The 15,768-nt window shown below is 42.9% G+C and carries 18 protein-coding genes; 13 read left to right on the forward strand and 5 right to left on the reverse strand.

Annotation, left to right across the window (positions count from 1 at the left end):
- Positions 1-676 (forward strand): DNA primase family protein (locus BUC50_RS04640; RefSeq protein WP_286677196.1); only part of this gene is annotated, 676 nt, incomplete at its 5' end.
- Between the two features lie 76 nt (positions 677-752).
- Here the strand turns inward: BUC50_RS04640 and BUC50_RS04645 are convergent.
- Positions 753-1,223: a methylated-DNA--[protein]-cysteine S-methyltransferase gene (locus BUC50_RS04645; RefSeq protein WP_273015402.1), complete on the reverse strand. Its 471-nt coding sequence runs from the start codon at positions 1,221-1,223 to the stop codon at positions 753-755.
- A gap of 181 nt (positions 1,224-1,404) precedes the next feature.
- Between BUC50_RS04645 and BUC50_RS04650 the strand changes: the two genes are divergently transcribed.
- On the forward strand, positions 1,405-2,199 hold the full coding sequence (locus tag BUC50_RS04650) for a mechanosensitive ion channel family protein (protein WP_273015403.1): 795 nt from the start codon (positions 1,405-1,407) through the stop codon (positions 2,197-2,199).
- Between the two features lie 200 nt (positions 2,200-2,399).
- Positions 2,400-2,612: a hypothetical protein gene (locus BUC50_RS04655; RefSeq protein WP_013047884.1), complete on the forward strand. Its 213-nt coding sequence runs from the start codon at positions 2,400-2,402 to the stop codon at positions 2,610-2,612.
- A 47-nt stretch (positions 2,613-2,659) separates the two neighbouring features.
- Here BUC50_RS04655 and BUC50_RS04660 read toward each other — a convergent pair whose 3' ends face one another.
- Positions 2,660-3,568 carry a DMT family transporter gene (locus tag BUC50_RS04660; protein WP_013047885.1) on the reverse strand — a complete coding sequence of 303 codons (909 nt, stop codon included), beginning with the start codon at positions 3,566-3,568 and terminating at the stop codon, positions 2,660-2,662.
- A gap of 211 nt (positions 3,569-3,779) precedes the next feature.
- Between BUC50_RS04660 and BUC50_RS04665 the strand changes: the two genes are divergently transcribed.
- The 8 genes from BUC50_RS04665 to BUC50_RS04700 all read left to right on the forward strand — a co-directional run bounded on the left by BUC50_RS04665 (position 3,780) and on the right by BUC50_RS04700 (position 10,897).
- Positions 3,780-4,472: a hypothetical protein gene (locus BUC50_RS04665; RefSeq protein ID WP_013047886.1), complete on the forward strand. Its 693-nt coding sequence runs from the start codon at positions 3,780-3,782 to the stop codon at positions 4,470-4,472.
- Between the two features lie 70 nt (positions 4,473-4,542).
- Positions 4,543-5,046: a L,D-transpeptidase gene (locus tag BUC50_RS04670; protein WP_013047887.1), complete on the forward strand. Its 504-nt coding sequence runs from the start codon at positions 4,543-4,545 to the stop codon at positions 5,044-5,046.
- A gap of 115 nt (positions 5,047-5,161) precedes the next feature.
- The gene (locus tag BUC50_RS04675) at positions 5,162-5,833 is read left to right on the forward strand and encodes a phenylalanine--tRNA ligase beta subunit-related protein (RefSeq protein ID WP_013047888.1); all 672 of its coding nucleotides are present in this window, start codon (positions 5,162-5,164) and stop codon (positions 5,831-5,833) included.
- Between the two features lie 220 nt (positions 5,834-6,053).
- Entirely contained in the window at positions 6,054-6,383 is a 330-nt protein-coding gene (locus BUC50_RS04680) for a cupin domain-containing protein (protein ID WP_013047890.1), read from the forward strand.
- Positions 6,384-6,530: 147 nt separating this feature from the next.
- The gene (locus BUC50_RS04685; RefSeq protein ID WP_013047891.1) at positions 6,531-7,805 is read left to right on the forward strand and encodes a TolC family protein; all 1,275 of its coding nucleotides are present in this window, start codon (positions 6,531-6,533) and stop codon (positions 7,803-7,805) included.
- Positions 7,802-9,007 (forward strand): efflux RND transporter periplasmic adaptor subunit, encoded by a 1,206-nt coding sequence (locus BUC50_RS04690; protein ID WP_013047892.1) that lies wholly within the window; start codon positions 7,802-7,804, stop codon positions 9,005-9,007. The genes BUC50_RS04685 and BUC50_RS04690 overlap by 4 nt, the downstream gene beginning before the upstream one ends.
- Positions 8,985-9,680, forward strand: a complete 696-nt coding sequence (locus tag BUC50_RS04695) for an ABC transporter ATP-binding protein (protein ID WP_013047893.1) — start codon at positions 8,985-8,987, stop codon at positions 9,678-9,680. The genes BUC50_RS04690 and BUC50_RS04695 overlap by 23 nt, the downstream gene beginning before the upstream one ends.
- On the forward strand, positions 9,674-10,897 hold the full coding sequence (locus tag BUC50_RS04700; protein WP_013047894.1) for an ABC transporter permease: 1,224 nt from the start codon (positions 9,674-9,676) through the stop codon (positions 10,895-10,897). The genes BUC50_RS04695 and BUC50_RS04700 overlap by 7 nt, the downstream gene beginning before the upstream one ends.
- A 56-nt stretch (positions 10,898-10,953) precedes the next feature.
- Here the strand turns inward: BUC50_RS04700 and BUC50_RS04705 are convergent, their stop codons facing one another.
- From BUC50_RS04705 to dps, 3 genes are all read right to left on the reverse strand, one after another.
- On the reverse strand, positions 10,954-12,210 hold the full coding sequence (locus BUC50_RS04705) for a hypothetical protein (RefSeq protein ID WP_013047895.1): 1,257 nt from the start codon (positions 12,208-12,210) through the stop codon (positions 10,954-10,956).
- A 61-nt stretch (positions 12,211-12,271) separates the two neighbouring features.
- Positions 12,272-13,300, reverse strand: coding sequence for a homoserine dehydrogenase (locus tag BUC50_RS04710; protein WP_286677197.1), 1,029 nt, complete (start codon positions 13,298-13,300; stop codon positions 12,272-12,274).
- Between the two features lie 315 nt (positions 13,301-13,615).
- Positions 13,616-14,167: a DNA protection during starvation protein gene (gene dps, locus BUC50_RS04715; protein WP_286677198.1), complete on the reverse strand. Its 552-nt coding sequence runs from the start codon at positions 14,165-14,167 to the stop codon at positions 13,616-13,618.
- A 234-nt stretch (positions 14,168-14,401) separates the two neighbouring features.
- On the opposite strand from dps, the gene BUC50_RS04720 reads away from it, so the two are divergent.
- Together BUC50_RS04720 and BUC50_RS04725 are read left to right on the forward strand one after the other, a co-directional pair.
- Complete coding sequence (locus BUC50_RS04720) at positions 14,402-14,602, forward strand: cold-shock protein (RefSeq protein WP_013047899.1); 201 nt, start codon at positions 14,402-14,404, stop codon at positions 14,600-14,602.
- A gap of 127 nt (positions 14,603-14,729) precedes the next feature.
- The gene (locus BUC50_RS04725; protein ID WP_273015212.1) at positions 14,730-15,764 is read left to right on the forward strand and encodes a metallophosphoesterase; all 1,035 of its coding nucleotides are present in this window, start codon (positions 14,730-14,732) and stop codon (positions 15,762-15,764) included.
- Positions 15,765-15,768: the final 4 nt, after the last annotated feature.

A 15,768-nucleotide genomic window follows, 5' to 3' on the forward strand; every position in this document is an offset into this window, starting at 1 on the left:
AAGTGAAGATATTGCCCGGCTTGCAGGAGTACGCTTTGTGAATATCTCCGAACCTAGCAGAGGACTTGTCCTAAATGCTGCACAGGTAAAAAGCATGACAGGTGGTGACACCATCAATGCAAGGTTTCTACATGAGAATTCTTTTGACTTTTCACCAAAGTTTAAGCTGTATATCAACACCAATTATCTGCCCGTTATTACGGATATGACGCTGTTTTCCAGTGGCAGAGTGGTAATTATCCCTTTTGAACGACACTTTGATGAAAGCGAGCAGGATAAAAACCTAAAACGTGAATTTGCCAAACCGAAGAATCAGAGTGCTATCCTCAACTGGCTAATTGAAGGCTATCAGTTGTTAAAGAAGGAAGGCTTGACTTTACCTGATTCCGTTAAGACAGCAACGGAGGCTTATAAGCGTGACAGCGATAAAATAGCATTATTTTTCGAGGATGTCTTGGAAGAAAGTCCTAACAGTGAGGTGCGGACATCCGAAGTGTATGCCCGGTATCAGCGTTGGTGCAGTGCCAATGGCTGTTATTCGGAAAATGCAAGAAACTTCAAACAAGCATTAACAGCTATCGCCCGTGTAGAACGGAAACGACCACGTTCTGGTGGTGGAATGACCACAATGCTTATCGGCTATAAACTGACTGAAGAAGAATTTTTTCTTATTTAAACACAGTGTAGCAGCTTGTAGCAAGAAAAACAGGTTATATAAAAAATCACTCTCGTAAGGGGCCCTTTTTGTAGACTTAATTTTTATATTCCATTTCCAGCTTTAAGAGAAAGGATTTTATGTGGAGTCCTCCTCCATACCCAACAAGTTTGCCATTAGCACCGATAACGCGGTGGCAGGGGATAAAAATAGGAATGGGGTTACGATTGTTGGCAAGACCGACTGCCCGTGAGGCCTTTTTGTTTCCGATACTTTCAGCTATTTCCTTATAGCTTCGTGTTTCACCGTAGGGTATGGCACATAAACTTTTCCACACACGAATCATAAATTCAGTGCCGACTGGTGCAAGGGGGAGAGTAAATTCTTTTCGTTTCCCCTCCATATATTCCTTAAGTTGTTTTCCAGCCTCTTTAAGAATTTTAGTTTCATGGATTGTCATGTCTTTAAGAATATCTTTACTTTGAAAGCAGAGGCGGGTTATTACATCGTTTTCTTCAGCTATGGCTATTTCTCCTATAGGGGTTTGGTAAAAAAACAGATGTCTCATTTTTAAAATCACTCCTCTTGGTGAGGGTTTTGTTCCCTTTTCATATTATCAGAAAGATCATATTTTTACTTGAGTTCAGTGACATCTCCAGTGGCTTTATGGGGAGGCAAATTTGTTTAATTGACAATCCATTGTTTTTTTGTTGTTATGGATAGTATCAAAGGAAAAGGGAGAGTGTTTTATGAATAGTTTTATTGATTTGTCCATGCCAGTCATTAAAAGCGTAGCTTTGGCTATTTTAGCGGTGTTAATTGGATTAAAGGTTATTCATTGGATTACCAAAACAGTAGAAAAGATTATTGAAAGATCATCTCTTGATAAGACTTTGAAGCCATTTATTGTTTCTCTTGTCAATGCCTTATTGAAGGTTCTTTTGGTCATATCAATTATTAGTATTCTTGGAATAGATACCACATCCTTTGTAGCTGTTATTGCGGCAGCAGGTTTTGCCGTAGGTTTGGCTTTTCAGGGCTCTTTGTCTAATTTTGCGGGAGGAGTATTGCTTTTGGCCTTGAGGCCTTTTAAGGTGGGGGACTATATAGAAGCAAGCGGATTCAGTGGAACTGTCCAGGCTATACAGATTCTCTATACAGAACTTGTCACCGTTGATAATAAGGTGATTTTCATTCCCAACGGAAGCCTTTCAAATGCCAGCATCGTAAACTACTCTGTTAAGAGCACTCGCCGTGTGGATTTCAAGTTTGGCGTCGGGCATAAGGCAGATTCTCATAAGGTTATTGAGGTGTTGCAGGGAGTTGTGGGGAACCACGCGTTAATTTTAAAAGAGCCAGAAACCTTTGTGAGAATGTCAGAGCATGGGGAAAGCGCAATTTTCTTCACGGTCCGAGTTTGGGTAAACGCCCAGGATTACTGGACCGTCTATTTCGATATCATTGAAACAGTGAAGAGACGTTTTGATGAGGAGAGCATATCAATACCATATCCTCAAATGGACGTGCATTTAAAGCAGCAGTAAGTTATTGATTTCGGCCAAGAGAAGCTTCACCTTTGTCTTCCACCAGCTTGGGACGTAGCTTTAGTGGTGTTGCAAGGAGCAGATACAGCAGAGATAGGAAAAATATTTCATTTCGTTATAAATCTTATTTATTATCTATATTTATCGAATAGCTCAAGTGATATAATCCTTTTTATGTTTTGGAAAGGAGGTTTGTAACGATGAGCAAGGCGCAAGAAATTATCGATAAAATAGAAAAAACTGCGAAAGATCCAAACGTTTCCAATGCTGTCATTGACGGATTGCTCAATGAAATGGTGTCTCTTCTCAATAAGGAGCCTGAGGCATGGGATCTGTGCACAGACAGGGTTCGTTTTTTGCTGAATGAACGTTTCTGCTATACAGGCCCCTCTTCTTACGGATCATATCGTTAAATTCAAGCCCCCCTTGGGGGGCTTATTCTTTTTGCCAACGTCGACTTTCATCTCAAGGCACATGCTTTGAGAGCTAAAAAAGACCCAGCAAGCACGAGAATCCCCCCCAGATATTGAAGAATGGTCAGGTACTCCTTAAAGATTAATAGAGATAAAACTACAGTTACAAGGGGTTCTGCCATGCTGAGAATGGCCGCTATTGACGGGGTTGTTAGTTTCACCCCAAGAAAAAACGCGAGGAAACCAGAAAGGGAAACAAGAGAAATAATGCAAAATAGCAGCCATGTAGAAGTAGTGTGAGGAAGAATAAGATTATGAGTTGCTTTTCCTACTATAAAAAAAGACACGGCTGAAAAGAAACAGACAAAGGCAACAACTACTTGATATGGTGTCTTTTTCATGAGAGAGTTTCCATAAAGGATATAGGATGTGTAAGAAAGAGCAGCAAAACCTGCTAAAAGAACACCTTTCATACTAACCGAAGCGTCAATCTTTCCAGAAAGAAATATAAGACCCACAGTAGAAAGCGTAATAGAAAGAATAATCTTTGTTGTAAGAGGTTCTTTATTGACATACAAGGATCCAATAGCAACAAGAGCTGGATAAGAGTAAAAAATAAGCGCTGCCATGGATGCCGGGATATACTGAAAACTAGAGAAGTAGCTAAAACTTGTGAGAGTGAAAAGAATACCGCCAAGTACAAAAAGCTGTAAAAAGTTCTTCTTGCCCACCATTACTACCTGATGGCCCTTCTGAAAATAAAGCAGGCAGAAAAGAGCAATTGATGCGATGATAAATCGCATGAAGTGAAAAGTCATGACGGTAATGCCTTTTTTATAGGCAGATACTGCTAGAATAGGGATAAAGCCAAACAAAAAAGCTGATAAAAGTGCCGCTGCTGCCCCCTTATAATGATCAGGCAATTTCGATTGTTGAGTATTTGTGGCATTATTCATCTCATCAGCCTCTTATCTTCCATAATATTTTTAGAATATACAAATTTGATAAAATAAACAAGTTTAATTTACATTGATTTTTTCAGTGTTAAAATTTGTTTGAAGAAGGTGGTGGAGAGATGAGTACACTGCATAGCGACCAGATAAGGGAATTTTGTAAATATGAGAGGGGTATGTGGCTTAAGAATTCATATAGAGAGGGGCGCTAGTAATGAAGAATAAGTTTTTTAAGGGAGCAATATTTTTTGTATTGTTTGTAACCTTTATTTTTTGTTATGCCCAAGAAGGGATCTCAAAAGTTACACCCCCAGTAAAATCGGCTCATATAGAGTACGAACTCTCAGGACAGACAGTGGGGAAAAAGACGGTTTTCTTTGATAGTTATGGGAAAAATTATTATGAATTACGAGATGAGGAAACAACTATTTCTTTTGGTGGGACAAAAGAGGTAACGCAAAACAAAACACTTTTTATCCGTACTGATAGCTATACATATAACATTGACCTTTTGACGAACACGGGGACAAGGATGAAAAATAGCGATATGGAAAAAATGGCAGCTATGTATTCAGGTGCCATGACCCCCGAGCAAATGAAAGAAAAAGGGGAGGAAATGTTTAAGGAAATGGGCGGGAAAATCCTGGGAAAAGAGAAGTTACTCGGGTATGAATGCGTGGTAGCAGAGGTTTCAGGCGTGAGAACGTGGGTATATGAGGAACACATCACCTTAAAGTCTGCGATGAGCTTGGGAACTATGGAACAGAAAGAGGAGGCCACTCTTTTCGAGGTGAATCCTTCCATTCCTTCATCCCAGTTTACCCCCCCTGGAAACATAGAGTACGAGGATATAGATTTGAGTTCCATGGGAATGCCTCCTGGGGTGAGCATGCAGCCGCAAGATTGATAATGGTTAAGAAAGCAGCACCCAGACAACGTGGGATATGGAGCATAAATCTAAACTGGAGGACTAGGCAATGAAGATTAAAAACCTTATTCTGTTGACATTTTTCCTTTGCTTTTTCGCAGCGGCCAACAATCCAGCCCTGAGTGGAGAAAAGACTTATGCTCATGAGCCTCCAGACAGGATTGTCGTGGAAAAAAGAAAATTTGTTCTCACCCTCTACAGAGAAGGGAAAGAAGTATTGTCTTTTCCCGTAGCAGTGGGGCGAAATAAGGGTAATAAACAGCGAGTCGGAGATTTGCGAACTCCCGTGGGAACTTTTATGGTAGAAAGAATTCATGACTCAAGCCATTGGGTTCACGATTTCAAGGATGGGAAGGGACCCATTAAGGGGGCATATGGCCCATGGTTTATCCGGTTGAAGACCGGCTGGTCAGGCATAGGCATTCACGGAACCCATGATCCGGGTTCTATTGGACAAAGGGCAACGGAAGGATGCGTTCGGCTAAGAAATGATCATCTTGAACTTTTAGTTAAGCATGTAGAGCCGGGTTTGGTTGTTGTTATTGAGGAATAAAGCCTTTGTTTTTTATTGTTGAATGACAGTTAATTATTAACCTCTTGACATGGCAGCAAACGGTTAGAATTAACAAGGAGGGATTGGGGAAGAGCGTGAAGAGGAGGGAAAGAAAATGATCACAACAACTGATGCTTTTCTAAAGAAGTTTCCGAAAGCCCATATTGGTATTTTAATCATTAAAGAAGTCAGTAACGGGTCATGTCATGATTGCCTTAACCGCGTGAGAGAGAACCTGGAAGAAGATTTACGAAGCAAATTTAGTATGATGTCTCGGGCAGAATTGCGAAATCAACCAGTACTTCGTGTCTATGACCAGTATTTTAAGTTGTATGGTCAGAATTATCCTGTGCTTTACCAGATTGAGTCTGTAGCAATAAAGGGGAGAAGTATCCCCATTGTCAATTGTCTCGTTACCGCTATGTTTATAGCTGAGTTAAAAAATATGCTGCTTACGGCAGGGCATGATTTCGACAAAGTTGAGTTTCCCATAGTTGCAGATATTGGAGATGGTGATAGATACTACACGTTAATAAATGATACGGAGAAACTCGTTTGTGATAACGATATGCTTATCTGTGACGATAAAGGTGTCATATCAAGTGTCATTTATGGCCCTGATAAGCGCACAGCCATTACTGCTGAAACGCAAAACGTTCTTTTTGTAGTGTATGCGCCGGAGAATATAGATAAACAGGACACCTTATCCCACTTGGAAGATATAAAAAATAATGTACTTCTTTTTTCTCCGAGAGCAAAAATCGATTTCATGGCTGTTTCCCCATAATAGTGGAGGGCGCAGTCAGTGGATTCATTGCAAATCAAAGAGGTTCACCTCTCACACAGGCTTTTTATTTTGATAGAGGAAAAATTCAGGGTTCATTCGCAACTGAGCCTTCTCAGCATCAATTTTGATATTTAAAAAACACTAGTAAAGTAGTAGGAATTATGGTAGCATGTCAAAAATACACAGTGCATATTTCTATTACTAGAGGAGGAGTGAAAAAATGAACCACGGGACTTTTGAAAAAGGAGAAAAATTTGAAGCGGGAAAAATGGTTGAGGTTCAAGAGGGCGCGATTGTCAGCCGTACTCTTATAGACTATCCTACAGGAACAGTGACCCTCTTCGCATTTCATAGAGGACAAGGTCTTAGCGAGCACACTGCTCCCTACGATGCGTTGGTACAGGTACTCGAGGGGAAAGCGGAAATAAGCCTTGCTGGAACACCACAAATAGTTGAGAAGGGGGAATGGCTTATTATGCCAGCAAATGTTCCCCATGGGCTGAGGGCTATTGAAGATTTTAAAATGGCCCTAGTAATGATCCGTTCGTAATCTAAAAGAGGCTAGACTTAATAAGGTCAGCCTCTTTTTCATAAATATAAGCATATTCCACGATGATAAGACGGGTTCCTTTTTGTATAAATAGACGGCATGTACCCTATATAAAGATAATAAAGATTATTTTTGAAGGAGCTTGGGATGAAAAAGTACGTCTTTTTGGTTTTGACAGCTTTTCTTTGTATGTGCCATTCTACTGAAGGATTAAGTGAAGAAAAAATAATATTCACTACCCCTCTCAGTCTTGAACAGTGTCTTGCCATAGCGGAGGTACACCACCCGAATCTTAAAGCATCCAGGGCTAAAATTGATGTAGCTGACAGCCAGATGGGGCAAGTTGCTTCAAAAGAACGCCCTCAGGTTGATGTTTCGAGCAGCTACAGCCGTCAGGAGTCTTCTGCTGCTCGGGATGGCGATACTTATTCTACAAGTGCTGGAATTTCACAGTTAATTACAGACGCTGGGAAGACGAAGGCGGAAAAAAGCATCGCTCGTTTGAAGAAAGAGAGTGCTTCTCAAAACTATAAAACCATTGAGTGTCAAGTTCAATATAATGTTAAAAAAACCTATTTTGATGCCCTGGAGGCACAGAAAGATCTCGAAGTAGCCGAAGAAACTTTGAATCTTTATACTCTTCTTCTCACCCAGGCCCAGGCCTTTTATGACGTGGGCTCTGTTCCAAAATATGATGTGACTACTGCGGAAGTGGAACAAAGCAAGGCTAGGCTTGGGGTGGTGACTGCGAAAACAGCAATAAAAAAAGCGAGGGCAGAGCTCAATAATGCCATGGGGGTTACAGAAGCACCGGAATATGTACTCAAAGATGTAGAGGAGCGTGTTTCGTTCTCTATACCTTTCGACGAAGTTTTAAAAACAGCGTTAAGGAAAAGGGCAGACCTTCTGGCCAGTGAGATAGGTGTTAAGGCAGCCAAGGAGAGCATTCGCCTGGCTGCGAAAGGAAATGCACCAGAGGTAAGAGCATCGGGAAAATACGCCATTGGCGGCAGTCATCCTACCGAAGATGATAACTGGTCTGTTGGAGTTACACTTCAGATCCCCCTTTACGATGGAGGACTTGAGGGGGAGAAAATAAACCAGGCCAGGGCGGAGTTGGTTGTGGCCGAAGGGGAGGAAGAGTCTCTTCGATCTGATGTTCGTAAAGAAGTGGAACAGGCTTATATGGAGTTTATCGACTCTGATGAGGTTTTGGCAGTTGCGCAAAAAACGGTGCAGCAGGCAGAAGAGAATCTGACGATTGCGCAAAACAGATATAAAGTAGGCGTAGGCTCTCCAATTGAAGTGGCCGACGCTACAGAAAAATTTAAAGAGGCTAAGCAAGGGTACTGGTCGGCACTCTATTCTCATCACCGGTCCTGGGCTGCTCTTGAAAAGGTGGTAGGGGGAACGGTGGAATGAAAAAGTGGATAGTTGTCCTTCTTTTACTTCTTGCTTTGGGCGGTTATTTTATCATATCCCGTAAAGACGCTTCAAAAGCCATGGTTGTGGAAACAACTCCTATTACTCGTGGCAAGATCATAAAGACAGTTTCCGCAACGGGCAGCCTTCAGGCGGTCAATACTGTAAATGTTGGAACCCAGGTTTCCGGCACGGTCAAAGCTATCTATGCCGATTTCAATTCTATTACAAGAAAAGGAGCGCTCATTGCAGAGATAGACCCTGCTCTTTTGCAGGCCAACCTCGAGACAGCAAAGGCTGACGTTCTTTCCGCTCAGGCAGACCTTGCAAAAGCCGAGGCCACTGTTAAAAACACGAGGAAGAACAGGGATAGAAAAAAAGAGCTCTATTCCAGAGACCTTATCGCAGAAAGTGAGCTTGATGCAGCTCAGACAGAGTACGATACGGCTCTTGCCCAATTAAAGGCCGCTAAAGCAAGTTTGGCCCAGTCTCAAGCTAATTTGAGACATAAGGAGGTAAGTCTTGGCTACACGCGTATAACCTCTCCTATTAATGGAGTCGTTATTGACAGGACAGTGGAGGTTGGACAGACTGTGAATGCGAGCCAGTCTGCTCCCACTCTCTTTACTATCGCAGAAGATCTGACGAAAATGAAAGTGGAAGCGAACATTGATGAAGCTGATATTGGACAGATAGAAGCAGGACAAAGGGTTGAATTTACTGTTGATGCCTATCCTGAGCTCTTTTTTATAGGTAGTATAGAGGAGATCCGCCTTGCTCCTAATGCCGAAGGCAATATAGTTACATACACAGTTATCATTATGGTTCAGAATCCGGATCTTAAACTTATGCCTGGTATGACAGCTAATGTTTCGGTCATTGCCAAAGAAAAGATTGACGTGTTTAAAGTATCTAATGCTGCCTTGCGTTTCAAACCGAGTCCAGATTTTCTCGCTTCCAATGGAAATGGGCAAAATTTTAATTCGGCTAGACGAAACGCTTCTTCAAACCAGAAGACACTTTGGCTTTATGACGGCAAGGAATTCAAGCCCCTTCCCGTATCTATAGGAATATCTGATGGTTTGTACACTGAAATTTCTGGCAATGTTAATGAGGGAATGAATGTGGTTACAAGCATTCTTTCTGGTAAAACCAATAGCAATGGAGGAGGGTCTCCCTTTGTACCTGGTCCGCGTCGATAATATTTACAAGACCTACTCTATGGGAGAGGTAGATGTTACGGCTCTTCAGGGAGTGTCTTTTTCCGTTAAAAAGGGAGAATTCCTTTCGATTATGGGGGCATCGGGGTCTGGAAAATCAACGCTTATGAACATTATAGGATGTCTCGATACCCCAACGGAAGGGCATTATTATCTTGATGGAACAGACGTGAGCACCATCGACGAAAACCAACTTGCGGATATCCGGAAGAATACTATTGGTTTTGTCTTTCAGGGTTTTAACCTTCTTCCCCGTATGACAGCTCTCGAAAATGTAGAACTCCCTATGCTCTATAGCGGCATATCGGCAAGGAAACGTCATGAGCGAGCTCTCCATGCCCTTCAAATTGTGGATTTGGAAGACAGGGCAAATCATCAGCCGCAGCAGCTCTCAGGAGGCCAGCAGCAGCGTGTGGCTATAGCGAGAGCTCTTGCCAATGATGCACCCCTCATTCTGGCTGATGAGCCTACCGGCAATCTCGATAGCAAAACGGGGATAGATGTGATGAAACTCTTCGTGCGACTTAATGTTGAGTCCGGTAAAACTATTATACAGGTTACTCATGAGCGGGATATGGCACTATTCGGCTCCAGAATTATTACGGTAAAAGATGGAACCATAGTGCACGATGAAAGAGTGAACCCGACATGCTGAGTTTGTATGAAACTTCAAAAATATCCTTTAGGTCTCTTCGCGCCAATAAAACCCGTTCGGCTTTGACCATGCTTGGAATCGTCATAGGCGTTATGGCGGTGATCATTATGTTCGCTGTGGGGAGCGGTGCCAATAAAGAGATTGCAGAGCGTTTTTCGAGTCTTGGCAGCAATATGATTGTGGTGCGTCCCGAAACAATTACCTTTGGAGGTTCACGAAGTTACATAGCTCATAATCTTACAATTGATGATGCGATGTCCATTGGAGAGGAATGCAGCGCGGTGGCTTACGTTGCTCCCTATTACGGCGGAACGGCTCAAGCGGTCTATGGAAATGAAAATTACCCGGCCCGGGTGACAGGGACGACCTCTGACTATCTTTTTGTTCGTGATTTGAGCCTTGCCTCAGGGAGAACTTTTACAGATCAGGATGTACGGAGCGCGACAAAGGTTTGTATTGTGGGGCAGACCATTGTAGATAATTTATTCGTGACGGAGGACCCTATTGGTAAGATCCTTCGTCTTAAAGGTGTGCCCATGGTTGTAATCGGCCTTCTGAACAAAATAGGGGAAAGCGCTATGGGGCGGGACGAGGATGATATTGTTCTTGTTCCAATTACTACCGTGCAGCGACGGTTGTTTAGCCCCCAAAGGATGGGTATGGCTTCGTCCATTTCGGTAAAGGCCCTTTCTGAACAGCACCTTGATTTGGCTCAGGAACAGATAGAAGCGCTTCTTGCTCAGCGCCATCGGATAAAACCAGGGGAATCAAATGATTTTACTGTGCGCAACCTGACACAGATGGTGGAAAGCGCCAAAAGTGCGACTCGGGTCATGAGTTTGCTTCTCACTGCAGTGGCAGGGGTGTCCCTTTTAGTGGGGGGCATTGGCATTATGAATATCATGCTTGTCTCGGTTACTGAACGGACACGGGAAATTGGCATTCGAATGGCTATAGGGGCCAAAAGAGCAGATATTCGATTGCAGTTTCTTGTGGAAGCCCTTACTCTCTCTCTTTTAGGGGGAATTACAGGTATTATTCTTGGTATCGCAGGGGCTGAAGTCATTTCGAAGGCGTTGGGATGGACCGTTGATATCTCTCTTCTATCTGTGGTCCTTTCCTTTGGATTTTCTGGCTGTGTGGGCATCTTCTTTGGCTTTTACCCAGCATATAAGGCTTCGTTGCTTAATCCCATCGAAGCGTTAAGATACGAATAATAAAAGAAGGGGCTATCGAAAAATGACAGCCCCTTCTGACTTTCTCGAAAAAAGAATCAAAGGCGGTGAACACCTGCTGCAATGAAGGAAAGACCTGCTTTGGTGAGGGCTTCGGCCGTGGTGTTTACTGCTTTGTGCTTAAGAAGATAATTGCGGGTAAGTGCCTCCCAATCTCCAGTGCCTACTATTTCCTTTTTATCCCTAAAGTAGTCGAGTATATCTGACTGGTGATAAAGCTGCTGTTCGTCTTCTGGATTTCCTCCTTCATGTTTGGCTGAGATGTTAGGAATAGTTTTTGCAAGCTCAAGGAGTTCGTCTCTTCTATCGTATGGCTGGCGAACGATGCTTTTCCACGTTTCTGTAATATGGTGTTCTATGCGAACATCATCTTCTAGACCGAGTTCTCTTCGAATCTCTGCAGATTTTGCGATATGCTCTCCATCAATAGAATTAGATAAGTTAAATCCAGCAAGAGGGGTAGTCCCGTCATCTCTGGCGAAAAGACGGGCAGCCAGCAATGTCCACAGTACAGAATAGGGGTTGTCATTTCCCATGAAAACCGAAATTTTGAATCTGATGTTTACACCGAGACGGTAGAGGAGATATCCTAAAAAAACTGTTCCTGGATTTATATTCAGCACTTCGTCTACTCCATAGTTTACATAGTAATAGAGAAGCTCATCGATCCATTTTAGAGGGTGGCTGTTGGGTTGCCCGATGCCGCCGAAATATCCAGTGATGGTATCTGGCCCTCCCAGATGTATGTTCGATCCGTCTGTTCCTTTAGTATCGAGAGTCTCTACACAACTGGCTCCAAGAATTTTAATGGCTGCTCTTACCGCTGGTAAGTCCCCATTATCGGCTTCCTGCTCTTTCATCTTACGAACTCTAATGAAACGGCCGGGAAGAATTTCACCCTTTTCTTTGGCCTGTTTCGCTTCAGCTATCAGCCAGGGGAAATATTGCATGGCACTGATCTCAAGAGTCACAGCCCTTGTTTCGTCATAACTCCATGCTGGCCGATCCGGATCAATGCGGGAACGATATTCGGATAGGGATATAAAATCCCCACAGTCTTTAGCAGCCTGTAGCCAATCCAGCTCTTTGACATGGGATGGGTTTGCGTGTTTCACTTTCTCTAGAAGACTTTCAACCTTCCCAGCTTCATGGGCTTTTTCGTTGATCTCTGATACAGTACCGTATTTTGAAACGACTCTACGCAGGTCGGTTAGGGTCTTATTTTTGGTATCAGAGAGAAAACAGTTAATGTCCTCCAATGTTTGCGGCATTATGCAAAACTTTTCGTAGCTCATCTCAAAACTCCTCCTCACATCTTTATAATAACTGCCTCTACTATGAAGCCTGTGTTTTTCTCTAAAAGAGAACTTGTTCATGAGCAACAATAGAGAGCATGTCGGACAGAAGAGCCTGCCCCGTTTCTTCTCTTCCTGCTCCAGGGCCTATAATAGTGACATTTTTGATATTGTTTGTGGTGTAAGTTATGGCGTTGGTGGCGCCGTCCACTCCTGCTAAAGGATGGGATAGCGGAAGTTCAACAGGAGCTACTGAGGCTGAAATTCCATTCGAGGTGCGTTGAATATGAGCGAGAAGCTTAATTTTTGCCCCTTTAGATTTAGCTGCTTGTATATTTTTACGGCTCAAGCCAGCAATACCCTTTCGAGTTACCTTAGAGAGAGGAATAGTGTTTCTCATAATAACATTTGCAATGATCTGAGCTTTTACTGCAGCGTCCCACCCGTCCACGTCCCCTTCGGGATTGGTTTCCGCATATCCTAAATCTTGAGCCTCCTTAAGGGCAACATCGTACTCAAGCCCTTCTTCTATCCTGGTCAGAATATAGTTCGTTGTACCATTAACTATACCTTGAATTTCATAAAATTCACACCCTGCCATAGATTCCAATGCCAAATTGATGGCGGGAGTTCCACTCATGACTGTGCCCTCAAATCGGTATTCACATCTTTTGTCAGAAGCTAATTTCTGAAGTTCATGAAATGCCAGAGAAACAGGACCTTTGTTGCTGGAAATGACATGCTTTCCTTCATTCAATGCGGCTCTTGTGATGGATAACCCAGGTTCACCGGTAGTGAGGTTTGTGGGGGTAACGTCAATAACAATATCTACGCCAGAAAGACGAACAGCTTCCAAGGGGGAGATAAGATCTGTGCCTATGGATTCGCCACGATCCAATCTGTTAAGAAGAGCCTGCAGAGAGATACCTTCGGGATTCTTACAGGCACCTTTTGTCCGGCCTACTACAGCTAAAGTTTTAAATTTGAATCCCCACTTGTGATAAAGCTTTTCTTCCTCTCGAACCAAAATACGAGCGAGACCTTGACCAACGTTACCAAAACCAATAAAGCATAGGCCCCAAACCTTCATGTTCTACCATCTCTTTTCTCTCTAGAATAATGACATAAAAAAGGCCGGGAGCCTTCTAAAATCGAAGACCCCCGGCTGAAGTTTCAGTACACGACGTATCAAACGCCGACTGCTCCAGGAGGGTCGACACATGTCGTCATGGTAGTAGTTGTAGTTACATTGATAAGAGAAATTTCATTGATGCTATGGTTTTTTGAAGACACGTAAGGATCCTCCTTTCCTGAATACTTAAATTTTCAAGGAGATTAACATAATGTGCCGATAGTGTCAATTGTTGTTACCGGACAGCGATAATGTAATTCCTAAACAGCCGCTTCAACGCATGAACTTGGAAACAAAGGGAGAAGTTTCACCTCTTCTCAAGAAATGGCCAGAAGGACCTTCTCCAAGAAATTCGGAGAACCACGATTCGTGTTCTATTTCCTCATTTAAAATGGCCAGGGCAAGCTCATAGGTCCGATGATCCTTGCCTGCTGTCAAGTGACATATTTCGGTGTATCCATGGACCGCGCACCGCTCAGCGTTTACGAGAACCATCAAGATTGCTTTTACGTCTGTAGGGTCTTTAGGCAATGATGCGGGAGGACAGGCAGAAATATCATGAAAGGCCTTCATATCGTCAGGAAGTTTGCCCCCTAACTCGTAAATTCTGGGAACGAGTGCTTCAAAGTGGTTTCTGTCCTCAATTCGTGCTGTCTCCGCTATTTCCTTTATTCCTTCTCCTTCGAGGCCAATAAGATTGCATCGAAGTATAGTGTAGTAATAAAAAGTTGTCAGCTCTGCAGCGGCATTGGCCACAAGCAATTTTAGGAGTTTTTCCACATCAACTCCTGCTTTTTCAACCATTTCTCTTGCTACTTTTGCCATTTTCGTGCCTCCTTCCGAATTGAAACATCTTACATGCAGATAAATATATCGCAGCATAATTTGCAATACAATACAGAAAACCCTGATATTAAGATGAGTAAACCCAAAGAGGCGGAACGAAACTCAGGTCCATCTACACAAATTCAAAAAATTTTCTTGACAAAGTTGCTAAAAGTCTGTATGCTAACCAAGCTGCAGAAAAGAAGCAGCAAAAACAATTTAGGAGGCAACATCTTGACACAAGGAACAGTAAAATGGTTTAACGGCACAAAGGGCTATGGGTTTATCACTGGTGAGGACGGAAAAGATTATTTCGTTCATTTTAGCGCGATTCAGGTTGATGGTTTTAAGACTCTCGACGAGGGGCAGAAAGTCTCTTTTGATATCGAGTCTGGTCAGAAAGGACCTCAGGCTGCCAACGTTAAACCTCTGTAAGAATTTACTTTAATTCTAGGCAGATAAAAGGGACTGTCCCATTGGGGCAGTCCCTTTTTGTTCTGGCATTTGCAGTGATTTTCATCCATAATCATAAGTAGCAAATTTGCCCCAAAAGGAGGAGCTTATGGCCCTTTACGTTACCGGCGATAAACACGGAACCGTAGAAATGGATGAGTTGCTGCCTTTTTATTATGCTGTGGGCAAAAATTTGAGTGAGCATGACTTTTTGCTCATTATGGGTGACTTTGGCCTGCTCTTCGCTCCTGAACCTACACAAAAAGAGCTGGAGTGGCTTCAATGGCTTTCCTCTATGCCGTGGACGACACTTTTTATAGACGGTAACCACGAAAATTTTACACGACTAGATGACCTTCCTACAGAAAAACATTTCGGCAACCCCGTAGGTGTGATTACAGATAAAATATTTCACCTAAAGAGAGGGTATGTTTATACTATAGAAAATTATGCTTGCTTCACATTTGGTGGAGCGTTAAGCATCGATAGGTGTTTCCGTCGCCCAGGAATCTCGTGGTGGGAGCGCGAAATTCCATCTGAAGAAGAAATGGTTAGGGGCTGGCAATCTTTAGAGCAGGTGAGATGGAAAGTGGATTATGTGTTTACCCACATGGCTCCTTTTTCCGTTTTGTTAGAGTTGCTTCGTGCAAAATATATTGGCATTACCCTTAATCCCTGCCATGTTCCACGAGATCCAGTAGCTCTTTACTTTGATACCCTTGTTCCCCGTCTTCATTTTCGCCAGTGGTATTTTGGACACCTCCATGTTCAGACTCCGCCCTTTAGTGTGGGGATCGAGGGAGAAGGGGTCTACCAGGCTCTTTATCGCCTGGTTATTCCTGTAGAAGAATCGTTAATGTCTGCAGAACCTCTGGCTGTGAGGGAACATCGGGAAGAAAGTCTTTCACAGATTCTTTTTAAAACTAAATCCCTTCTCTCTCTTATAGAACATCATGGAGAGTTGCTTAATGCGTGGCTGGAGTTTGAGCAAGCCCTACAGGGCCATGACATAATGGCTTTCCACACTTTAATTCGGCGTACAACTCTTGAGGAAGTTGAAGAAGCCATAGAAAGCTGCAAGCGTAAAGGATACTATCACCTTCTGCTTGTGCTTAAGGTAGAATTCAAAGAAATGTCGTGCTAAAAGT

The organism is Aminobacterium sp. EBM-42, assembly GCF_001896635.1.
GTDB classification, from domain to species: domain Bacteria; phylum Synergistota; class Synergistia; order Synergistales; family Aminobacteriaceae; genus Aminobacterium; species Aminobacterium colombiense.